We start from the raw sequence: 21,187 nt of genomic DNA on the forward strand, positions 1-21,187 counted from the left end.
CGTTGGCTGACCCGAGGCGGTGATTGCGTCTGGCGTGGGGGCCCACGGGAAAGGCTCGGGGAGTGGCTGCTGTCTCGCTGCCGACCGACGGGCCGGTAGGCGGGGCGCACCACGTCTAGGCCCGGACTTCGCAGGTCGCCGAAAAGGTTCGCCGCAGCGGCCTCCCAGCGTCCGATCTCGACCGGGCCGGACCGGGACAGCTATCGCCGCTACGCTTCCGATCGGCGAGCGATCGGCTACGACCGCTTGATCTTCACGATCGGGTGACCTGCGAAGTCCGGGTCTAGGGGGCGGTGCGGCCCCAGCCTCAGCGACTGCGGCGACGGCCGCTGGTGCGACACCACCACCCCGACGCACACGCGCAACCGGCGCCGGCGGAGGGCTCCCCTTCCCGCGCGATCGGTCGCCCACGCGGCTGATGTGGTTCGAGGATGCCGCGCAGGATGGACCACTGGGCGCTGTGCTTGCTGTGAAAAACCATTCGGCGGCATACGAAGCCGGGAGGCACAGTGATCCCATGAGCGCAAGAGGGCTGAACCAGGATGGGACGATCGCGCGTGAAGGTGCGCTGAGCCGCGTGCCAGAAGCTTTCGCTCCTGTCGTCGATGCGTCCCGCGCTCACATCACCGAGATGTTCGGCAGCACACGACTGCACAGCGCGTACCTCTACGGCAGCATTCCCCGCGGCACCGCCATCCCCGGTGTCTCAGACCTCGACCTGCTTCTCGCCCTCCGCGACGAGCCCACTGAGGCCGACCGGGCGGACGCCAAGACGATCGAGGCCGCTCTCGACCGTTCCTGTGCCCAAATCAACGGCGTCGGCATCCTCCTGTCCGGCGCACGAACCCTTCTCAGCGAACTCGAACGCCATGACGGCGGCTTTTTTGTCGCCTGCCTGTGTACCCCACTGCTGGGCGACGACCTCGCCGAACAGCTTCCCCGCTACCGCCCCACATCCGTGCTCGCCCGCGAGACGAACGGCGACCTCCCACTTGCACTCCCGCGATGGCGCGCCCGAGCGGCCGAGGTCGCCACCGACGCCGACCGCAAGACCCTCAACCGCGTCGTAGCCCGCCGCATTGTCCGCACAGGGTTCACGCTGATCATGCCTCGCTGGGGCGGCTGGACCAGCGACCTCAGCGAGTCCGCCGAGCTATTCGGCCGCTACTACCCCGAGCGCGTCGAGCAGATGCGCGTCGCTGCGGCCACCGGCCGCACGCCCTCGGCAGACCCGGCGGTACTCAGCATGCTCATCGACCACCTGGGACCCTGGCTCGCAGCCGAATACACAGCCGTACACGGCGAGAAGGCGCCCCGCTCCTGAACCAAGCCACGCGTGTGATGGCCGGAAGCGAAACAGGTGTGACGAGTGAGATTGGAGGGGCGTTGAGCCTCACCAAGTGCGGGTTTCGTCCCACACACGGACCGAATCCCTGGGCTGCCTGGCGACGATCCGGATGCCCTGCACGGCGCCCGGCGGCTCCAGCATGCGGCTGCCAGACGACAGCGGACTGCCGCCGCCACCACGGACAGCCCGAACGACACCAGCCACGCCCATGCGGTCGGCGGCGTGTTCAGGGGCGCTTCGGTTCGAAGTGCAGCGCAGTGATCCCGCAGTCGAACGGCCGAGCGGTCACGAGGCGAAGCGGCTGATAGCCGTCGACCTTCGCGAACACAGGCATCCCGGCGCCGATCGCGGTCGGGTTGACGAACAGGTGGAGTTCGTCGAGCAGGCCCTCGGTGATCAGGCTCGATACGAGCGTGCCACCTCCGTAGGTGATCATGTCTCCGCCCGGCTGCGCCTTCAGCGAGTTCACGGTCTCGGTGAGATCCCCGCCTGCGACAACGGCGTTTTCCCAGGGCGACTCAGTGAGGGTGTTGGAGATGATGACCTTGGGCGTGTTGTTCATCTTGTCGATGGACGCCTGGTCCTCACCCTCCGGACCGGCCGCCCAGGCCGGAATGAATCCCTCGGCAAGCTTGCGGCCCAGCACGATGCAGTCGACCGGATCGGTGAGCGCGTCGATGTAGGCGTTGATGTCGTCCGTCCACGGGAACGTCAGCCAGTCCATCTCGCCGTTCGGGCCGGCCATGTAACCATCGACGGTGGTCTGGACTTGGAGCTTGAACTTGCGCACGAGGTTCTTCCTCTCGGGGTTTTCGAGGCATTGGCCCGCCAACTCATAGCCGCACGCCCCTCCCAACGAACCTAGGCCCGGAGATCAACAAGTGGAGCTTGATTTCCCCGGCATCCGCCTTGATCAGCTGAGGAATCCACCGTCCGCATCAAGCCGACGACCCCGATGACGAACACGTTCACGCCCCAAAGGCACAGTCGGCACCGCCAAGCGAGCCGTATGAGACGGATGAGACTGGCGTGGCCTCAGTAAACCGCGTCCCCGCCGACTTGATCGCGCTCCGAAGCCCACGCCAGGCCGTCAGCGCGACAAACCCAACACATGACGCACATCAAGACCTCCCCGCCACCCCATAGCAGGGCAAAAGGGGCACCCATCCTCGTCATCTGCGGGGTTCGTCCCACCCACCCACACCAGCAACCTGCTTGCGGCCCAACCGACCACCGGACGGGGCGGACGCCACACCCACCCGAGTCGCCCCATTCAACTGCCGCGCGCCACCCGCGCAGTCATAAGTCCGCACGTCGACCCGCCAGATCGACCGGCCACCGGCGTGAGTGCTTGCGTGCGTGGGAATGGGGATGTCGCACCAACGACCGTCCCCGCACCCGCCGAGCCAGGGGCCGCGCCGCCCCCTAAACAGACCGCGCCCCACCCACTCACCCGACAGCCACCGAACCGACCCGCACCACTCCCCCAGCCCCCGTGCAGGGCGTTTTTCTTTGGGCCGCCCCGGCCCACCAACACTCAAGCGCCCGAGACGGCCCGAAACCCCCAGAAGCAAGCCTTGGTGTTACCGGCCCGGCTACCCCTATCCCTACTCCTACCCCTACCCCTGCCGCCCGACCCAGCGCGCAACCTCGGTCGCCCAGTACGTAAGGATCATGTTCGCCCCGGCGCGCTTGATCCCCACCAGGCTCTCCATGATCGCCTTGTCCCGGTCGATCCAACCCCGCTCGGCCGCCGCCTCGAGCATCGCGTACTCGCCACTGATCTGGTACGCCGCGACCGGCACATCCACAGCCTCAGCGACCTTCGCCAGCACATCCAAGTAAGGCCCCGCCGGCTTGACCATCACCATGTCGGCGCCTTCATCCAAATCCAGCGCCAACTCCCGCATGGACTCCCGCAAGTTCGCCGGGTCCTGCTGGTACGTCTTCCGGTCACCCCGCAGCGAAGATCCCACTGCCTCACGGAACGGCCCGTAAAAGGCCGACGAGTACTTCGCCGTGTACGCGAGGATCGACACATCCTCCTTGCCGATCGTGTCCAGCGCATCGCGAATCACGCCGACCTGGCCGTCCATCATTCCGCTGGGACCCACCACGTGCGCGCCCGCGTCCGCCTGGACCTGCGCCATCTCGGCGTACCGCTCCAGCGTCGCGTCGTTGTCGACACGCCCGTCCGCATCCAGGACGCCGCAGTGCCCATGATCGGTGTACTCGTCCAGACACAGGTCGGACATGATCACGAGATCATCCCCCACCTCACCCCGCACCTCGCGCAGCGCGACCTGAAGGATCCCGCCGGGATCGGTCCCGGCCGTCCCCGCCGCGTCCTTCTTCTCGTCCTCAGGTACGCCGAACAGCATGATCCCGGCGACGCCCGCCTCCACCGCCTCGACGGCCGCCTTCCGCAACGTATCGAGGGTGTGCTGGTACACGCCGGGCATGGCCGAGATGGCCACGGGGGCGCTGATGCCTTCCCGTACGAACGCCGGAAGGATCAGATCGGCAGGGTGCAGCCGGTTCTCGGCGACCATGCGCCGCATCGCCGGAGTGGTACGCAGCCGACGGGGCCGAGCCCCGGGAAAGGATCCATACACAGTCATGCCAAATACGCTACGCCGCCGGACCGACCCCTTTTACCGTCACCCCGTCGGCACCACCCGCACCACCTAGGCCGTCTCACGCATGAGGGCCGGACCCCGAGCATCACCCCAGGTCCCGGCCCTCACACCACACGCCTAAATGATCCGCAGCCTAAGCAGTCCGCGGCCTAAATGATCCGCGGCCTAAGTAGTCCGCCGCCGCCGAGACCCAGGCCGCCGCTCGCTCGGCCGCGTCACATGCTCGCCCGCCGCGATCGCCGCTTCCCGCCGCTGCGTGCCGAACGCCGCAAGCGCCTCCGCCAGCTTGTGCACCGACGGCTCCGGCGACAGAACGTCGACCCGCAGCCCGTGCTCCTCCGCCGTCTTGGCGGTAGCAGGACCAATACACGCGATCACGGTGACGTTATGTGGCTTACCAGCAATGCCGACCAAATTCCGCACCGTACTGCTCGACGTGAACAGAACAGCGTCGAACCCGCCGCCCTTGATCGCCTCCCGCGTATCCGCCGGCGGCGGCGACGCCCGCACCGTCCGGTACGCCGTTACGTCGTCGACCTCCCACCCGAGCTCGATCAGCCCGGCGACCAGCGTCTCCGTCGCGATATCGGCCCGCGGCAGGAAGACCCGGTCGATCGGATCGAAGACCGGATCGTACGGCGGCCAGTCCTCAAGCAACCCCGCCGCCGACTGCTCCCCACTCGGCACGAGATCCGGCTTCACACCGAACTCGACCAACGCGGCAGCCGTCTGCTCCCCCACCGCGGCGACCTTGATCCCCGCGAAAGCACGGGCATCAAGCCCGTACTCCTCAAACTTCTCCCGAACAGCCTTAACAGCGTTCACCGACGTGAAGGCGATCCACTCGTACCGCCCCGTAACGAGCCCCTTGACCGCCCGCTCCATCTGCTGCGGGGTCCGAGGCGGCTCGACGGCGATGGTCGGCACCTCGTGCGGCACGGCTCCGTAAGACCGCAGCTGGTCGGAGAGCGACGCCGCCTGCTCCTTCGTACGCGGAACCAGCACCCGCCACCCGAACAGCGGCTTCGACTCGAACCACGACAACTGCTCGCGCTGAGCAGCGGCGCTGCGCTCACCGACCACGGCTATGACGGGCTGGTGGCCGTCCGGCGAAGGCAGCACCTTCGCCTGCTTCAGGACCTGGGCGACCGTCCCCAGCGTCGCGTTCCACGTCCGCTGCCGCGTCGTCGTGCCGGCCACGGTGACGCTCATCGGCGTATCGGGCTTACGCCCGGCCGAAACAAGCTCACCCGCAGCCGACGCGACAGCATCCAGCGTCGTAGAAACAACAGCCGTACAGTCACTCGACCCAACCTCGGACCAGCATCTGTCATCAGCGCTCCGCGCATCGACGAAGCGCACGTCCGCACCCCGCCCGTCCCGCAGCGGCACACCGGCATAAGCCGGCACGCCAACGGCCGACGCGACACCCGGCACGACCTCGAAGGGAATGCCTTCAGCAGCGCAAGCGAGCATCTCCTCGCCAGCGTTGCCGTCGAGGCCCGGGTCGCCGGAGATCGCACGGACGACCCGCTTGCCGACCCGCGCGGCCTCCATGACAAGATTGACCGCATCCCTGATCGCGGGGATACCGGCGGCAGTTGACGCATCGTCAACCACCGTCAGCTGAGGCGTGCTTACGCCCGCCCTGACATGACTGCGTACGACATCGAGCACATGTGGCTCGGCGATCAGCACGTCCGCGCTCGTAAGCGCCTCAACGGCACGCAGTGTCAGCAGTCCAGGGTCACCGGGTCCGGCGCCGAGGAATGTGACGTGCCCGGATGCCGGGAACGCCGAAGGTGCTGACGTAGAGGTGGTGGTGGGGCTCATTGTGCTCGCTCCCCCATAAGACCGGCCGCACCCTTCGCGAGCATCTCGTCCGCGAGTTCGCGTCCGAGAGTGATCGCGTCGTTGTGCGACGTGGGTACGGGACCGGTAGTGGACAGCTGCACCAGTTCGGAGCCGTCGGTCGTACCGACGACGCCGCGCAGGCGCATTTCGTTGACAACCTGTCCGTCGGCCAGCAGGTCGGCCAGTGCACCCACAGGTGCGCTGCAACCGGCCTCCAGGGCGGCGAGCAGGGATCGCTCGGCGGTCACGGCGACCCGCGTCTGCGGGTCGTCGAGCTCGGCGAGCGCGGCAGCGAGTTCGACGCGCGTGGCGGCGCACTCGACTGCCAGGGCCCCCTGGCCGGGGGCAGGCAGGACGACATCGACCGAAAGGAACTCGGTCACTTCATCGATCCTGCCGATGCGGTTGAGGCCGGCGGCGGCCAGAACCACCGCATCCAGTTCCCCGCTCCGTACAAATCCGACACGAGTGTCGATGTTGCCGCGAATCGGCACAGTCTCGATATCGAGACCATGCGCCCGCGCGTACGCGTTGAGCTGCGCCATGCGGCGCGGCGACCCAGTGCCCACCCGGGACCCGGCAGGCAGCTGCGCCAGCCTGAGCCCGTCCCGCGCGACAAGCACGTCACGCGGATCCTCACGCTTAGGCACGGCGGCCAGCGTCAGATCGTCCGGCTGGGCGGTCGGCAGGTCCTTGAGCGAATGGACCGCGAAGTCCACTTCACCGCTCAGCAGCGCGTCGCGCAGCGCCGTCACGAAGACGCCCGTACCGCCGATCTGCGCGAGCTGCTCACGCGAGACGTCTCCGTACGTGGTGATCTCCACCAGCTCGACGGGGCGCCCCGTGATCTGACGCACCGCCTCGGCGACGTGTCCGGACTGGGCCATGGCGAGCTTGCTGCGCCTGGTCCCCAGCTTCAAGGCATCAGTAGTCGTCATGCCCGCCCTCTATTCCCACCGTCAGGGGTGTCGTTCAGGTTCAGATCGGCCCTGCTGACGGCGGCGACCGTCTGCGGGTCGAGATCGAAGAGTTCGCGCAGCGCGTCCGCGTACCCGGCACCGCCGGGCTCGCTGGCGAGCTGCTTGACCCGCACGGTGGGCGCGTGCAGGAGCTTGTCGACGACGCGGCGCACGGTTTGCGTGATCTCCGCGCGCTGCTTTTCGTCCAGTCCGGGAAGCCGCCCCTCCAGCCGGGCGACCTCATTGCTCACCACATCCGCCGCCATGCTGCGCAGGGCGACGACGGTGGGCGTGATCTGTGCGGCACGCTGGGCAGCGCCGAAGGCCGCGACCTCGTCGGACACGATGGTCCGCACCTGGTCCACATCAGCGGCCATGGGCGCGTCGGCGGCAGCTTCGGCCAGCGACTCGATGTCCACCAGCCGTACGCCGTCGAGCCGGTGTACGCCGCCGTCGATGTCGCGCGGCATGGCGAGGTCGAGCAGCGCGAGCCGTACGGGCGCACCACCGCGCACACCGGCCTGCTCGCGCGTACGCCCATGAGCGACGGCGGTTCCGTTGTCGGCCCAGGCCCCGTGCTGCTCCATGGACCCGGCGTCGGCACCCTGCCGGGCGGCAGGCACGACGGCGGCCTCGGTCGGCACCGGACAGCCCGCAAGCTCACCAGCACCAACACCCCCACCCGAACCAGCACCAGCACCGGCACCCGCACCAGCCCCACACCCCGCCACAGCCCCAGCGCCGGCGGCCGTAGCGTGATCCACCCTCAGCCCGAGCGCGTTCGCGACATGCTCGGCCGTAAGCACAAGGCCGGTCGCGCCGGTGCAGGACACCACGACATCGACTCGTGTCAGTTCACGCGCCACGTCGGCCATCGGCACAGCTCGCGCCACGCCGCCCGCCTCGCCCAGGATCTCCGCCAGCCGCTCCGCGCGCGCCTGCGTGCGGTTCGCGACGACGACCTCGGCCACTCCGGTGCGTACGAGCGTCGCCGCGGCCAGCGAGGACATCGAGCCCGCGCCGATAACGAGCGCCCGCTTACCCGCGGCCCACTCGCCGACCGACAGCCCACTACCCACCGCGAGCTGTTCGAGCCCGAAGGTGACGAGCGACTGCCCGGCCCGGTCGATACCGGTCTCGGAGTGCGCCCGCTTCCCGACGCGCAGCGCCTGCTGGAAGAGGTCGTTGAGGAGCCGGCCCGCGGTGTGGAGCTCCTGCCCCAGCGCGAGCGCGTCCTTGATCTGTCCGAGGATCTGCCCCTCGCCGACGACCATCGAGTCGAGCCCGCAGGCCACCGACAGCAGATGGTGGACGGCCCGGTCCTCGTAGTGCACGTACAAGTAGGGAGTGAGCTCTTCGAGCCCGACCCCACTGTGCTGAGCGAGCAGCGTGGACAGCTCGGCGACACCGGCGTGGAACTTGTCCACGTCGGCGTACAGCTCAATGCGGTTGCACGTCGCCAGCACGGCGGCCTCGACCGCCGGCTCCGAAGCGAGCGTGTCATGCAGGAGCTTGGCCTGCGTATCGGCAGCCAGCGACGCCCGCTCCAGCACGCTGACCGGAGCGCTGCGGTGACTCAGCCCGACAACCAGAAGACTCATGCCGGCATCACGGCGGGGACATCCCCGTCCGGTCCCTTCCGGCTCGCACCCGCACCAGCGACTGCACCCGCGCCGGCACCCGCACCCGCGCCGGCACCCGCAGTCCCGCGCAACGGGGGCGCCGTCACGGCGTCACCCGTCGCGGCAGCCACGGCGGCGGCTTCTTCACCGGCCTTGCGCTGCTCGTGGAAGGCGAGGATCTGGAGCTCGATGGAGAGGTCGACCTTGCGTACGTCGACCCCGTCCGGCACCGACAGAACAGTCGGCGCGAAGTTGAGGATCGAGGTCACACCGGCGGCGATGAGCCGCTCGCTGACCTGCTGAGCCGCACCCGCGGGCGTGGCGATGACGCCGATGTGGACACCGTTCTCACTGATGATCTTCTCAAGATCGTCAGTGTGCTGTACGGGCATCCCCGCGACGGGCTTGCCCGCCATGGCGGGGTCGGCGTCTATGAGCGCGGCGACACGGAAGCCACGGGAGGCGAACCCGCCGTAGTTGGCGAGGGCGGCGCCGAGGTTACCGATGCCGACGATGACGACCGGCCAGTCCTGAGTCAGTCCCAGCTCGCGGGAGATCTGATACACGAGGTACTCGACGTCATATCCGACCCCACGCGTCCCATAGGACCCGAGGTAGGAGAAGTCCTTGCGCAGCTTCGCGGAGTTGACCCCGGCCGCGGCGGCGAGCTCCTCGGAGGAGACCGTGGGGACGGAGCGCTCGGAGAGCGCCGTCAGGGCACGCAGATACAGCGGAAGGCGGGCGACGGTGGCCTCGGGAATGCCTCGGCTACGGGTCGCCGGTCGGTGATTTCGGCCAGTTGCCACGGTGCTCCTGCGGGATGAGCGGGGCTGCAGGCGGCCGTATGTACCAGGACCGCCCCGTCGCAAGCAGGCTATGCCTTTGTGAACGCGTGCACAAAGATGGTGTCCGTTTTGTCCGCCCAAAGTGACCGGGGTCACGCATGTCGCCCACCCGATCACGGAACTGCGGACCACCCGAACTCGTTGAAGATCCGAAGGGGGCAAAACCGTACACACTCCTCACGACTACGCCCCCGAGATCGCTCAAACCGCCCATAATGCTAGCTGTCTTTCAGCCACCCCCTGAGCCGTCCAGCGCCTCAGCCCCTCACTCCTCAGCCCCTTACTCCTCAGCCCTCAGCCCCTCACCCCTCCAGCGCCTTGCGCAGCCGTCCGGCATCCACCCGCCAGAAGGTGTGCTGCTCGCCGTCGACCAGGACCACCGGAATCTGCTCCCAGTACGCCCGGTTCAGCTCCTCGTCCCGGGTGATGTCCTTCTCCTCCCAGGGCACCCCGAGCGCCCCGCACACCTCTCTCACCACACCCCGCGCGTCGTCACAGAGATGACAGCCCGGCTTCCCGACCAGCGTGACCAATCGCTCCTCGGGCTTCCTCTTCGGCGATGTACGCCGCAACAAGGGACTCATACCGCCATTCTCGCCCCGCCCGGCCGCGCCACGTCCGGCCATACGCCGTCGCCCCGCCCATCCGCGTAACACCCGCGCCCCGGAGAGTTCACGCCGCCGCATCCCGGCAGGTCCGGAAGTACCGAACAGACTGGCTATGCTCACGACATGGCCGCACTGGGATGGCTCACCCCCCGCAGGCGCTCGGCGACAGCCCGGAGCGTGCTGGCGGGAGAGGCAGCAGCCGAGGCAGCACGCAAGACGTCGCAGGAGTACGAAGGACTCGCCGCGACGCCGTCCGGCAAGCCCGGAGAACCCGAGCCCGCGTTCCCCGTAGTCGGAGACGACCGGGCCGCCGCCTTCTTCGATCTCGACAACACCGTCATGCAGGGCGCCGCGATCTTCCACTTCGGCCGTGGCCTCTATAAGCGGAAGTTCTTCCAGCGCCAGGAGCTCGCCCGCTTCGCCTGGCAGCAGGCCTGGTTCCGCCTCGCCGGCGTCGAGGACCCCGAGCACATGCAGGACGCCCGCGACAGCGCGCTGTCCATCGTGAAGGGCCACCGTGTCTCCGAGCTGATGTCCATCGGCGAGGAGATCTACGACGAATACATGGCCGAGCGCATCTGGCCCGGCACCCGCGCCCTCGCCCAGGCCCACCTCGACGCGGGCCAGAGGGTCTGGCTGGTCACCGCCGCCCCCGTCGAGACGGCCACGATCATCGCCCGCCGCCTGGGCCTGACCGGCGCCCTCGGCACGGTCGCGGAATCGGTCGACGGCGTTTATACGGGCAAGCTGGTCGGCGAACCCCTGCACGGCCCCGCGAAGGCCGAGGCGGTACGCGCCCTGGCCGCCGCCGAAGACCTCGACCTGACCCGCTGCGCGGCGTACAGCGACTCGCACAACGACATCCCGATGCTCTCGCTCGTCGGACACCCGTACGCGATCAATCCCGACGCGAAGCTGCGCAGGTACGCCCGCGAGCGCGAGTGGCGGCTGCGCGACTACCGGACCGGCCGCAAGGCCGCCAAGGTCGGCATCCCGGCGGCCGCCGGGGTCGGCGCCATCGCCGGAGGCACCGCGGCCGCGATGGCCCTGCACCGCCGCCGCCGCTGACCCGCCCCACCCTCGCGGCAACCCACAATCCCGGGTCCCTACCCTCCCCCGCGCTCGCCCACCCTCCGCCGCTCCGGTAAAGCGCACTCGAGCACAACGCACCCAGCAATCACGCAGATTACGAAGTGATCCGATCAACAACTGATCACGATCTGCTACTCGAACCGCCTCCTAGACGTCACAGAAGCGACGGAATCGATGATTTGAGCAACTGGGTGTAGCGCTGCCTGTACGAAGCGTTATTCTCCTCAGACGCATACCGGACCCCACTCATCAGCACGACGAGTGACCGGTCTAGCACTGAACGTGTTGGAAGCTCTGCCTCTGGGAGTCCCGTGTACCCACACGTCGGGGTTGACGCCTCGGGCCTGGCTACGCTGCGCGCAACGGTCGCGGACCGCTTGCGCGGCTTCGTCCCCACCGCGTACGCCGTCCCCGCCCTTGCCACCCCTGCACTTGTCGGCCCCTGCTATGCCCTGGCCGACGGCGGTGCGGCGGTCGGCAGACGCAGCCGTGGCGCCGGCTCGGGCACTGGCACGTCCACCGCCCGTCGGCCCAGTGCCGACAGCGACAGCGCACGCATGATGGACCTTGTCGAACGCGCTCAGGCCGGCGAGGCCGAAGCGTTCGGCCGCCTCTACGACCAGTACAGCGACACGGTCTACCGCTACATCTATTACCGCGTCGGCGGAAAGGCGACCGCGGAAGACCTGACGAGCGAGACGTTCCTGCGCGCCCTGCGCCGCATCTCCACCTTCACCTGGCAGGGCCGTGACTTCGGCGCCTGGCTGGTCACCATCGCCCGAAACCTGGTCGCCGACCACTTCAAATCGAGCCGGTTCCGACTCGAAGTGACCACCGGCGAAATGCTCGACGCCAACGAGGTCGAGCGCAGCCCGGAGGACTCCGTCCTCGAATCCCTTTCCAACGCGGCCCTCCTGGAAGCGGTCCGCAAGCTCAACCCGCAGCAGCAGGAGTGCGTGACCCTGCGCTTCCTGCAAGGTCTCTCGGTCGCCGAGACGGCTCGCGTGATGGGCAAGAACGAGGGCGCGATCAAGACCCTCCAGTACCGGGCCGTACGTACACTGGCCCGACTCCTGCCCGACGACGCCCGCTGACACGCGCCCGCGCACGCCCGCCGATCGGCCGACCGCAACTCACGGTCGGTAACGCCTCGCTGCCTCTCGATGACATCGTGGTCCGATCATCCGTCGCGCGTAACCCAAGTGCCGCGACGCTCGTTGTGCGGGATGCAGGCTCCCTGCGGTCACGCCATGTCCGCAGCCACTCACTCGATCGTGTGGATGTGCTCATGGCGTGCAACCTTCCGGACCCCCAGGGGAGTCGATCGTCATGACGAGAGGAGGTGCCGCCAGTGATCGCGAACGTATCGGCGCACCGGCGGGCGAACGCCTTCGCCCAGGCGCTGGAGGCACAGACGCCCCAGGGCACGGCGGCAGATCAGCCCGAAGAAACGGCCGAAGGGCCAGAGACCACACGGCTTTTGGCCCTGGCGAACGGTCTCGGCGAGCTGCCGTCACCGGAGTTGGACCCCGAGGTCAAGGTCGTTCAGCGGGCACAGCTCATCGCCGCCATGGAAGCGATGGTCGCCGAGGACGGCGCACCGGCGGGCCCTACGGTGCCCGAGCAGCGGACCGGACGGGGCGCCCACCGGGCATCCCCGCTCCACAAGCTGCGCCCGCGCTCCCGCTGGTCGAAGGGCATCGCTGCGGGCGGGCTCACCGTCGGTGTGGCCGCTGGAGCCTTCAGCGGAGTCGCCGCTGCGAGTTCCGACGCCCTGCCGGGTGATTCGCTGTACGGGCTGAAGCGAGGCATGGAAGACGTCAAGCTCGGCATGGCCGGCGACGACGCCGACCGTGGCGAGCTCTATCTCAACCAGGCTTCGACCCGCCTCATGGAGGCTCGCCGCCTCATGGAGCGCGGCCGAACCGCCGATCTGGACCACGAACAGCTGGGCGAGGTCAGGCGCACGCTGAGCGGAATGACGCACGACGCGGGCGAAGGCCACCGCCTTCTCAGCAGGGCCTACGAGCGTGACGGCTCGATCGGCTCCATCCAGGCCCTGTCGTCGTTCGCCAAGTCGCACCGCGAAGCGTGGAGCAGCCTGCGCGAGCGGCTGCCGGTGCAGCTGGCCGACGTGGGCGACCAGGTGAGCTCGGTCTTCGACGCCATAGACGAAGAGGTAGCGCCGCTGCAGTCGCTCCTCCCGCGTGCCCCGAACTCACGCGAGAACCCCGACAGCCCCGGCGGCTCCACCCAGGACCGTACGGGCACACCAGGCACCGACCGCCCCGCCCCTTCCACCACCACGTCCTCCGGCGGCCGAACGGGCGAGGAAAGCAAGCCGAAGCCGTCCTCTCCCGGAAGCAGCTCCAAGGACGAGGGCCTCATCGGCGGCGCCCCGGGTGACCTCCTGAACCCCCCGTCGGCGGACACTCCGTCGTCGCAGTCCGACAGGGACAAGGACCACGACAAGGACGGCGACAACCCGCCGGTCCCGGACGTCACCGTCCCTCCGCTGCTCCCCGGAATCCTCCCGGGCCTGGGCATCGAGGAGGAGAAGGCGCCGTAACCCCAACCCGGCAACAGTGGGCCCGCTCTCCCCAGAGACCGGGCCCACACCCTTCCCCCCACCCACTCAGAAGAAAACAGACCGCCGCTGGACCAGCAGCTTGTACAGCGTGTGCTGAATCTGCTCCCGCACCTGATCCGTCAGATTGAACATCAGCATCGGATCCTCCGCCGCCTCCCCCGGATACCCCTCCGTGGGAATCGGCTCCCCGAACTGAATCGTCCACTTGGTGGGCAACGGCAAGGCCCCCAACGGCCCCAGCCAAGGAAACGTAGGCGTGATCGGGAAGTACGGAATCCCCAGCACCCGCGCCAACGTCCGCGCGTTCCCGATCATCGGGTAAATCTCCTCCGCCCCCACAATCGAGCACGGCACAATCGGCGCCCCCGCCCGCAACGCCGTGGAAACGAACCCGCCCCGCCCGAACCGCTGCAACTTGTACCGCTCGCTGAACGGCTTCCCGATCCCCTTGAAGCCCTCCGGCATCACACCGACGATCTCGCCCCGCCGCAGCAGCTCCTCCGCGTCCTCCGCGCAGGCCAGCGTGTGCCCGGCCTTACGCGCCAGCTCGTTCACGACCGGCAGCATAAAAACCAAGTCCGCCGCCAGCAGCCGCACATGCCGCCCAGCCGGATGATTGTCGTGCACCGCGGCCTGAAGCATCAGCCCGTCCAGCGGCAGCGTCCCCGAGTGGTTGGCGACGATGAGCGCCCCGCCCTCCGACGGGATGTTCTCGATGCCCTTGACCTCCACCCGGAAGTACTTCTCGCACAAGGGCCTGATCAGAGACATCAGGACCTTGTCGGTGAGCTCCTCGTCGTACCCGAACTCGTCGACCTCGTAGTCACCGGTGAGCCGCCGCCGCAAAAACGCGAGTCCACCCGCGATCCGCCGGTCCCAGCCACCCCCACCCCCGAGATCCGCCTGCGGCTCCTCCCCCGCCACCAGGGCCTCCGCGGCCCCCGCATCGTCCGGCGCCCCATGCTGTTCCGGTACGGGCGCGAGGGGCCCCGCCTTGCGGCCCGCAGGCCGCTTCCCCTTGGCGGACTCCTTCGCGGCAGCACCGACGCCCATGTCCTTGGACTTGGGCCGGCCGGCGGCCCGCCTGGTCCTCGGATCGTCGCCGAACGGAATGACCTTGGCATCGGCCATGTCAGATGCGCTCCTTACTACCGCTGGCGTTCCCGCCGTCGCTGACGACAAGACTGGAGATCCGATCGACGGTACGAGCAATGGCTTCCGGCGGCAGCAGCCCCGCCCCCCGGCTCCGCGCGAAGTCCGCAAAGGCCTCCGCCGTCGTGTACTTCGGCTCAAACCCCAGGGTCTCGCGCATCTGCGCCGTCCTGACGACCCGTCCGTGCGTCAGCAGCCGGATCTGCTCGGGCGAGAAGTCGGTCACCCCGACCGTCCGCAGCGCGGAACCGACCCAGGTGACGGCGGGCAGCAGCACCGGCACGGTCGGCCGCCCGAGCCGCCGCGAGCACTGCGAGAGCGTCAGCACGCCGTCGCCGGCGACGTTGAAGGTGCCGCTGTTCATCGTTCCGCGCCGAGGATCGTGCGAGGCGATGCGCAGTACATCGACAACGTCATCCTCATGCACGAACTGCAGCCGCGGGTCGTACCCGAAGACCGTCGGCAGCACAGGCAGCGAGAAGTAATCAGCCAGCGGAGAATCCGCACAGGGCCCAAGAATGTTGGCAAACCGCAGCACACACACGGCCACATCGGGCCGCCGGCGCGCAAAGCCCCTCACGTAACCCTCGACCTCGACCGCGTCCTTGGCGAAGCCTCCGCTCGGCAGCGACTTCGGCGGCGTGGTCTCGGTGAAGACGGCAGGGTCGCGCGGCGCCGACCCATAAACGCTCGTACTCGACTTCACGACGAGCCGCTGCACGGTCGGCGACTTCTGGCAGGCACCGAGCAACTGCATCGTGCCGATGACGTTGGTCTCCTTCACCGACGTACGACTGCCTCCGGTGCCCAGCGGCGTACCGGTGACGTCCATGTGCACGACGGTGTCGACCCCGTGCTCGGCGAGCACGCGCGCGATGGCCGGCTGGCGGATGTCCGCCCGCACGAAGTCCGCACCGCCGAGGTGATGCTCAGGCGGAAGCGCATCGACGCCGATCACCCGGTCCACATCGGGATCACGCTGGATCCGCCGTACGAAACGGCCACCCAGCTGCCGGGCCACACCTGTGACGAGCACGACCTTGCCCAAGATCAGCGCCTTCCCTCGGTCTCCCCTAGCGCCACCGTAGCGGTTGGACGTTGCGCTGTGACGACCGCACGGCGCCCGAAGTGACAGCAGACACACATGGGCTACGCGAGCCGCAAGGGACGCACCTCACGGCACCGCACCAGAACACGCCACAACGCACCGCAGCCCTCCCACCATGACGGTGGAAGGGCTGCGGATACACGTACAGCGGCCGCTTACTTCTTGTTACGACGCTGAACGCGGGTGCGCTTGAGCAGCTTGCGATGCTTCTTCTTGGCCATCCGCTTGCGCCGCTTCTTGATAACAGAGCCCACGACTACCCTCGCTCACTTCTCTTCACTCGGTGCGGGGCGTCTGGGCCCACACGACCTACGAAGGCCTAGCCTACCCGCCACCGGGAGAGGGACGTAATCCGAGGCCGCCGTCAGGCCGATTCCACCCCCACAAAGGACTCGCGGAGGTACTCGTGAACCGCTTGCTCCGGAACCCGGAAGGACCTGCCCACCCGGATCGCCGGCAGATGACCGCTGTGCACCAATCGGTACACGGTCATCTTCGACACTCGCATCACCGAGGCGACTTCCGCCACGGTCAGAAACTTGACCTCGTTGAGAGGCCTCTCGCTGCCAGCAGCCATGACCCACCTGTACCTTCCGCACCCGACGCGCACCGGCTTCCCCTCCGGTGACTCTTCGTCGTTGTGCGCTCACTCCCAGACTAGGGGCGGGTGATGCGAGTGGGGAAGAGGAGCAGCCATCCCCCTCCTACCGTGACAGACACGCCCGATTGAGTACATAGCGAGTAAGCGGTCGGTAGTAATCAGACCGCACAGCATCATCAAGCGGAACGGCGACGGACACCCGCCCCTCGGCCTCACCGACGAACAGCGCGGGATCATCGGTGTCGGCCAGTCCAATGGCCTCAAACCCCAACTGACCTGCACCGCAGACCCACCCGTGGTCCCCCACGACAAGCCCGGGCAAGGGCCCGTCCCCATCCCCCGCGGCGGCGAGCGCGACCCTGACCGGGAGGGGCGAGTGGCTGTGTGCGCCGGTACCACTCACGGGCCCACGCGCGCCGGGTTCGCGCACCAGCGCGACTCCTCGTACGTAGTCGAGGCTGTACGTGCGTACGCCGAACCGGGTCGTTATGTCGACACATCGCCCCTGCGCGAGTGTGAGGACAAGACATCCCGCCGCCGACAAGGCGTCTGCGAGACCGGCGTAGAACCCGAGCAGCCGATGCGGATGCCCGGTCCCGAGCATCACCGGAACCCGCCGCGCGGCGGCTTCCCCGAGCCGCCCCGCGAACGCCTCCAACGCGGCCAAGGTCCGCTCGGGATCGATCACATCGGCCCCACTGACAAACCCCGGATCGTCAGAAACCCCACACCTTTCGGCCATCAGAGCCATCACATCGTGCTCGTCCCAGGCCCATTCGGGATCGAGCCCGAGCAGCACCCGGGGATCCCGCGCGGCGAACAGCCGGTAGCTGCGCAGACTCTGCTCCCGCGAGGTGGCCACGGTCCCGGCCAGCCGGGCCGCCAACAGGTGCGCACGCAACGCGCCAGTACTCAACACCCTCCCGATGCTCCCCCACCCCCGAGCGCCTTTCCCTCAAAACCCCGAACACACCCCACACTTGGCGTAACCCACCAACGAACGAACCCACCACGCCTGGCTAGCCGCCCTGCGTCACCTTCGCCACGAAGGCGTCCAGGTTGCCGACCGTGCGGGCGATCCGCTCCTCCACGCTCAGGCTCTCCTCGTACCGGCCACTGCGCAGCTTGGGCTGCCGCTTGCCCCGTACGTACAGGGAGCAGGCCAGGTCGGCGCAGATGTACGTGCCGACGGTGTTGCCCTCGCGGCCCCGGGCGCCCGCCAGCGGGGCCACGAGAAGGGTGACGCCGGAGGAGGCGTGCCCGGTGAGGCACAGCTGGCAGAGGCTGGACTTGACCGCGCTGGTGCGGGCCGCGCCGGGCACCCGCAGGGTGATCCCGAGCGGGCCGTCCGGCCGAGCCAGGACGAGGTGCGCCCGCAGCGGCGCGCCGGGGTCGACCCACCCGAGGAAATCAAGGTCTTCCCAGGGGATTTCGGCGAAGCCGAGGGGGAGTTTCAGGCGGGCGGCCTCGCCCTTGGTGCAGTTCACGAAGGACGAGCGGATCTGTTTCTCACTAAGCGCTTCCACGGACATCGACCGTACGGACCGCACCCCGCACCCGCATCCGATTAATGCCCGATTCGTGCCTAGCAGCCAGTCGCCCAGTTTCGGAAAGGGGCGGGGAGGGGAATGCCCCGCGCACCCAAACGCCCCGCCCTACGCCAACAACCCCCGCAGAGGAAACACCGCTCGCCGAGCCGCCAGCACCGCCTGGTCCAACCGGTCCGCCGGGTCGTACCCCGCGTCCCACCCTTTCCACTCCGGCGCCAGCCCATCCGTCATCCGCCCCGGCCCCAACTGCCGCGTACGCGCGTACACTTCGTCCCGCCAAGATGCCGGAATCACCGACTCCGGATCAACCGGCCGATGCGCCGCGATCCCCACCAGATGCGTCCATGACCGCGGTACGACATCCACCACCGCATATCCCCCGCCCCCCAGCGCAACCCACTTCCCGCCCTCCACATACGCGTGTGCGAGCTCATGACACGCCGCCTGCACCGCCCGTTGCGCATCCAGCGATACGGCCAAATGCGCCAGCGGATCCTCGAAGTGCGTATCCGCCCCGTGCTGCGTGACCAGCACCTGAGGCCGGAAGTCCGCCAGCAACTCCGGCACGACCGCGTGGAACGCCCGCAACCACCCCGCGTCCCCCGTCCCCGCCGGCAGCGCCACATTCACGGCCGAGCCCTCGCCCGCCCCACTCGCGCCCGTCTCCTCCGGCCATCCGGTCCCCGGAAAAAGCGTCCGCGGATGCTCGTGAAGCGAGATCGTCAGAACCCGCGGGTCCTCCCAGAACGCCGCCTGCACCCCGTCCCCGTGGTGCACGTCCACATCCACATAGGCGACCCGCTCCGCCCCCAGCTCCAGCAGCCGCGCGATCGCGAGCGCCGGGTCGTTGTAGATGCAGAACCCCGCCGCACTCCCCGGCATCGCGTGATGCAGCCCGCCGGCGAAGTTCACCGCATGCGCGGCCTCACCCCGCCAGACCGCCTCCGCGGCGCCCACCGACTGCCCGGCGATCAGCGCGGAAGCCTCATGCATCCCCGCAAAGGCCGGATCGTCCACGGTCCCCAGCCCATACGCCTGGTCCGCCCGCCGCGGATCCGCCGAAGCCGCCCGCACCGCCGCCACATAGTCCTCGCGATGCACAAGCCGCAGCGTCGAGTCCCCCGCGGCCGGCGCGGCGATCACATCCACCGCCCGGTCGAGCCCGTACGCCCGTACGAGCCCCATGGTCAGGGCGAGCCTGACCGGGTCCATCGGATGGCTCGCCCCGAAGTCGTAGCCCGTTACCGCGTCATCCCACATCAACAGTGCGCGCCCGCTCATGCCCGCCACCGTATCGGTCCGTCCCGGAAGCGAACGAGCGGGCGTACACCAGCGTCACCAGCACCAGGACCATCGGCACGAGCATCGCCCCCCGATAGCTCCACGCATCCCCGAGCGCCCCCACCAACGGCGCACCGACCAGAAACCCCACGTAATTGAACACATTCAGCCGAGCCACAGCCGCGTCACTCGCCGCACCGGGGAACATCCGCCCCGCCGCCGCGAACGTCTGCGGCACGATCACGCACAGCCCGAACCCAAGCATCGTGAACCCGAGCATCCCGACCCCCACCCCCGGCGCCCCCGCCACCACAGCGAACCCACCGGCAGCGAGCAACGTCCCCGCCCTCACCACACTCACCGCCCCGAAGCGCCGCACCCCAAAGTCCCCGACGGCCCGCCCCACCAACGTCGTGACCATGTAGATGTTGTACGGAAGAGTGGCGGTCTCCCCCGACGAACCGAGCACATCCTCCAGGTACTTGGCACTCCAGTTGGAGACCGTGGAGTCCCCGATGTACGCAAAGGTCATCACCAGACACAGCGGCAACAGCAGCCTGAACCCACCCCCCGAAGCCGCCTTCTCCTCCCCCACCACAACGACTCCGTCGACATACCACCGACTGCCGACAACCACCGCGGGCAACAGCACAGCCACCACCGGCAGATATGAAACGAACAGCGCCAGATCCCCATTGGCCCCCACCCACGCGAGCGAGGCCCCCACAATCCCCCCGAGGCTGTACGCCGCATGAAACCCGAGCATGATGCTGCGCCCGTACGCCCGCTGAAGGCTCACCCCCAGCATGTTCATGGACGCGTCCAACGCCCCGACCGCCAGCCCGAACACCCCCAGAGCGACGGCCACTTGCCACATCTCACGACCGGCCCCGACCCCAAGAAGCGCCAGCAGCACAACCGGCTGCGACCACCGCAGCACAGCACTCGGCCTGACCCGCTTCACCAACTGCTCGGTCGCGACACTCCCCACCCCGGCCAGGATCGGTACGGCGGCCAGAAAGACCGGCAGCAGCCCGTCGGATATCCCGTACTGGTCCTGAACAGCCGGCAGCCGCGTCACGAGCAGAGCGAAAGCCACGCCCTGCGCGAAGAAGCTCAACCCCAAGGAAGCCCTGCCGTGCCGCAGGCGCGTGTCTGTCATGGCCGGACAGCGTAGGCCCGTCACTTACCCATGGGTAGCTCGATCACACGAGCAATCCCGGCAGCTCCCCCAACTCAGCGAAGTACCCGGTCGCCCCCCGAAGCCTGTCAGCCGACGTCATGGCCGTGAACCCGTACACATCCATCCCGGCCGCCCGGGCCGCCTCCACCCCGAGCGCACTGTCCTCCACGACGACACACCGCTCCGCCGGTACACCCATCCGTTCCGCGGCGTGCAGGAAGAGATCCGGCGCCGGCTTGCCGCGCCCGACGTCCTGCGAGCTGAAGATCCAGCTCTCCTCGAACCACTCGTCGAGCCCGGTCACCAGGTGCCCGACCCGGATCCGCTCATGACTCCCGGACGAAGCGAGGCAGTACGAAACACCGTCCGCCACCAGCTTCCCCAGCAGCTCCTCCGCCCCGGCGACCGGCTTCAGCTCCTGCTCGAAGGCGGCGAAGATCCGTGCGTGCAGCGTCTTGTCGAAGTCGGCGGGCAGCCGCTGCCCGGTCCGCTCCAGTACGAGATCGTGGATCCGGTGCACAGCGGCACCCATGTAGTCGCGAAGCGAATCCTCGTACGAAGTCGCGTGCCCAAGCTCGCTCAAGTAGCCGGCGAGGATGGTGTTGGAGATCGGCTCGCTGTCCACGAGGACGCCGTCGTTGTCGAAGATGATGAGGTCGTAGCGCATGACTTGACCTTAAACGCAAAAAAGCCCCGCCCCCCCGGACATAAGTCCGGGGGGCGGGGCATAAAATTTGTTCGGCGGCGTCCTACTC

Annotated in this window: 20 protein-coding genes; 4 read left to right on the plus strand and 16 right to left on the minus strand. The window is 68.4% G+C overall.

Annotated features, from left to right (window positions below; all coding sequences use genetic code 11):
* Positions 1 to 517 precede the first annotated feature (517 nt).
* Positions 518 to 1,324 carry a nucleotidyltransferase domain-containing protein gene (locus J7E96_RS32115; protein WP_215136601.1) on the plus strand — a complete coding sequence of 269 codons (807 nt, stop codon included), beginning with the start codon at positions 518 to 520 and terminating at the stop codon, positions 1,322 to 1,324.
* A gap of 250 nt (positions 1,325 to 1,574) precedes the next feature.
* Here the strand turns inward: J7E96_RS32115 and J7E96_RS32120 are convergent, their stop codons facing one another.
* From J7E96_RS32120 to J7E96_RS32150, 7 genes are all read right to left on the minus strand, one after another.
* A complete protein-coding gene (locus J7E96_RS32120; protein WP_215136603.1) occupies positions 1,575 to 2,138 on the minus strand; it encodes a dihydrofolate reductase family protein in 564 nt (187 codons plus the stop codon).
* 829 nt (positions 2,139 to 2,967) lie between these two features.
* On the minus strand, positions 2,968 to 3,969 hold the full coding sequence (gene hemB / locus J7E96_RS32125; RefSeq protein ID WP_215136604.1) for a porphobilinogen synthase: 1,002 nt from the start codon (positions 3,967 to 3,969) through the stop codon (positions 2,968 to 2,970).
* Positions 3,970 to 4,152: 183 nt separating this feature from the next.
* Positions 4,153 to 5,820, minus strand: a complete 1,668-nt coding sequence (locus tag J7E96_RS32130) for a bifunctional uroporphyrinogen-III C-methyltransferase/uroporphyrinogen-III synthase (protein WP_215136607.1) — start codon at positions 5,818 to 5,820, stop codon at positions 4,153 to 4,155.
* Positions 5,817 to 6,779 carry a hydroxymethylbilane synthase gene (gene hemC / locus J7E96_RS32135; protein WP_215136609.1) on the minus strand — a complete coding sequence of 321 codons (963 nt, stop codon included), beginning with the start codon at positions 6,777 to 6,779 and terminating at the stop codon, positions 5,817 to 5,819. The genes J7E96_RS32130 and hemC overlap by 4 nt, the downstream gene beginning before the upstream one ends.
* Positions 6,776 to 8,401, minus strand: a complete 1,626-nt coding sequence (locus J7E96_RS32140) for a glutamyl-tRNA reductase (protein ID WP_215136611.1) — start codon at positions 8,399 to 8,401, stop codon at positions 6,776 to 6,778. The genes hemC and J7E96_RS32140 overlap by 4 nt, the downstream gene beginning before the upstream one ends.
* Complete coding sequence (locus J7E96_RS32145) at positions 8,398 to 9,228, minus strand: redox-sensing transcriptional repressor Rex (RefSeq protein ID WP_215136613.1); 831 nt, start codon at positions 9,226 to 9,228, stop codon at positions 8,398 to 8,400. The genes J7E96_RS32140 and J7E96_RS32145 overlap by 4 nt, the downstream gene beginning before the upstream one ends.
* Positions 9,229 to 9,569: 341 nt before the next feature.
* Complete coding sequence (locus J7E96_RS32150; RefSeq protein WP_215136615.1) at positions 9,570 to 9,851, minus strand: glutaredoxin family protein; 282 nt, start codon at positions 9,849 to 9,851, stop codon at positions 9,570 to 9,572.
* A 147-nt stretch (positions 9,852 to 9,998) separates the two neighbouring features.
* On the opposite strand from J7E96_RS32150, the gene J7E96_RS32155 reads away from it, so the two are divergent.
* From J7E96_RS32155 to J7E96_RS32165, 3 genes are all read left to right on the plus strand, one after another.
* A complete protein-coding gene (locus J7E96_RS32155) occupies positions 9,999 to 10,943 on the plus strand; it encodes an HAD family phosphatase (protein WP_215136617.1) in 945 nt (314 codons plus the stop codon).
* Between the two features lie 335 nt (positions 10,944 to 11,278).
* Positions 11,279 to 12,061 carry an ECF subfamily RNA polymerase sigma factor, BldN family gene (locus J7E96_RS32160; protein ID WP_215136619.1) on the plus strand — a complete coding sequence of 261 codons (783 nt, stop codon included), beginning with the start codon at positions 11,279 to 11,281 and terminating at the stop codon, positions 12,059 to 12,061.
* Between the two features lie 257 nt (positions 12,062 to 12,318).
* Positions 12,319 to 13,536, plus strand: coding sequence for a DUF5667 domain-containing protein (locus J7E96_RS32165; protein WP_215136621.1), 1,218 nt, complete (start codon positions 12,319 to 12,321; stop codon positions 13,534 to 13,536).
* A gap of 66 nt (positions 13,537 to 13,602) precedes the next feature.
* On the opposite strand, the gene J7E96_RS32170 is transcribed toward J7E96_RS32165, so the two are convergent.
* The 9 genes from J7E96_RS32170 to J7E96_RS32210 form a co-directional block, all read right to left on the minus strand.
* On the minus strand, positions 13,603 to 14,610 hold the full coding sequence (locus J7E96_RS32170; RefSeq protein ID WP_374196741.1) for a lysophospholipid acyltransferase family protein: 1,008 nt from the start codon (positions 14,608 to 14,610) through the stop codon (positions 13,603 to 13,605).
* A 79-nt stretch (positions 14,611 to 14,689) separates the two neighbouring features.
* Complete coding sequence (locus tag J7E96_RS32175) at positions 14,690 to 15,757, minus strand: NAD-dependent epimerase/dehydratase family protein (RefSeq protein ID WP_215136624.1); 1,068 nt, start codon at positions 15,755 to 15,757, stop codon at positions 14,690 to 14,692.
* A 215-nt stretch (positions 15,758 to 15,972) separates the two neighbouring features.
* Complete coding sequence (locus J7E96_RS32180; protein ID WP_003948845.1) at positions 15,973 to 16,071, minus strand: 30S ribosomal protein bS22; 99 nt, start codon at positions 16,069 to 16,071, stop codon at positions 15,973 to 15,975.
* A gap of 110 nt (positions 16,072 to 16,181) precedes the next feature.
* Entirely contained in the window at positions 16,182 to 16,394 is a 213-nt protein-coding gene (locus J7E96_RS32185) for a helix-turn-helix domain-containing protein (protein ID WP_014046653.1), read from the minus strand.
* A gap of 127 nt (positions 16,395 to 16,521) precedes the next feature.
* Entirely contained in the window at positions 16,522 to 17,337 is an 816-nt protein-coding gene (locus J7E96_RS32190; protein ID WP_215136625.1) for a phosphatase, read from the minus strand.
* 100 nt (positions 17,338 to 17,437) lie between these two features.
* Positions 17,438 to 17,944, minus strand: coding sequence for an FBP domain-containing protein (locus J7E96_RS32195; protein ID WP_215136627.1), 507 nt, complete (start codon positions 17,942 to 17,944; stop codon positions 17,438 to 17,440).
* A gap of 129 nt (positions 17,945 to 18,073) precedes the next feature.
* The gene (locus J7E96_RS32200) at positions 18,074 to 19,249 is read right to left on the minus strand and encodes an acetoin utilization protein AcuC (RefSeq protein WP_215136629.1); all 1,176 of its coding nucleotides are present in this window, start codon (positions 19,247 to 19,249) and stop codon (positions 18,074 to 18,076) included.
* Positions 19,218 to 20,411: an MFS transporter gene (locus tag J7E96_RS32205; RefSeq protein ID WP_215136631.1), complete on the minus strand. Its 1,194-nt coding sequence runs from the start codon at positions 20,409 to 20,411 to the stop codon at positions 19,218 to 19,220. Before J7E96_RS32205 ends, J7E96_RS32200 begins: the two co-directional genes overlap by 32 nt.
* A 43-nt stretch (positions 20,412 to 20,454) precedes the next feature.
* Positions 20,455 to 21,099, minus strand: a complete 645-nt coding sequence (locus tag J7E96_RS32210) for an HAD family phosphatase (RefSeq protein WP_215136633.1) — start codon at positions 21,097 to 21,099, stop codon at positions 20,455 to 20,457.
* Positions 21,100 to 21,187: the final 88 nt, after the last annotated feature.

This window comes from Streptomyces sp. ISL-96 (genome assembly GCF_018614035.1).
Classification (GTDB): Bacteria; Actinomycetota; Actinomycetes; order Streptomycetales; family Streptomycetaceae; genus Streptomyces.

Excerpts from the sequence above, each read along its gene's own strand:
- J7E96_RS32210 (WP_215136633.1), bottom strand. The coding sequence starts at position 21,099 with ATGCGCTACGACCTCATCATCTTCGACAACGACGGCGTCCTCGTGGAC.
- J7E96_RS32115 (WP_215136601.1), top strand. The coding sequence starts at position 518 with ATGAGCGCAAGAGGGCTGAACCAGGATGGGACGATCGCGCGTGAAGGT.
- J7E96_RS32155 (WP_215136617.1), top strand. The coding sequence starts at position 9,999 with ATGGCCGCACTGGGATGGCTCACCCCCCGCAGGCGCTCGGCGACAGCC.
- J7E96_RS32185 (WP_014046653.1), bottom strand. The coding sequence starts at position 16,394 with ATGGCTGCTGGCAGCGAGAGGCCTCTCAACGAGGTCAAGTTTCTGACC.
- J7E96_RS32130 (WP_215136607.1), bottom strand. The coding sequence starts at position 5,820 with ATGAGCCCCACCACCACCTCTACGTCAGCACCTTCGGCGTTCCCGGCA.
- J7E96_RS32205 (WP_215136631.1), bottom strand. The coding sequence starts at position 20,411 with ATGACAGACACGCGCCTGCGGCACGGCAGGGCTTCCTTGGGGTTGAGC.
- J7E96_RS32170 (WP_374196741.1), bottom strand. The coding sequence starts at position 14,610 with ATGGGCGTCGGTGCTGCCGCGAAGGAGTCCGCCAAGGGGAAGCGGCCT.
- hemC (WP_215136609.1), bottom strand. The coding sequence starts at position 6,779 with ATGACGACTACTGATGCCTTGAAGCTGGGGACCAGGCGCAGCAAGCTC.
- J7E96_RS32200 (WP_215136629.1), bottom strand. The coding sequence starts at position 19,249 with ATGAGCGGGCGCGCACTGTTGATGTGGGATGACGCGGTAACGGGCTAC.
- J7E96_RS32150 (WP_215136615.1), bottom strand. The coding sequence starts at position 9,851 with ATGAGTCCCTTGTTGCGGCGTACATCGCCGAAGAGGAAGCCCGAGGAG.
- J7E96_RS32140 (WP_215136611.1), bottom strand. The coding sequence starts at position 8,401 with ATGAGTCTTCTGGTTGTCGGGCTGAGTCACCGCAGCGCTCCGGTCAGC.
- hemB (WP_215136604.1), bottom strand. The coding sequence starts at position 3,969 with ATGACTGTGTATGGATCCTTTCCCGGGGCTCGGCCCCGTCGGCTGCGT.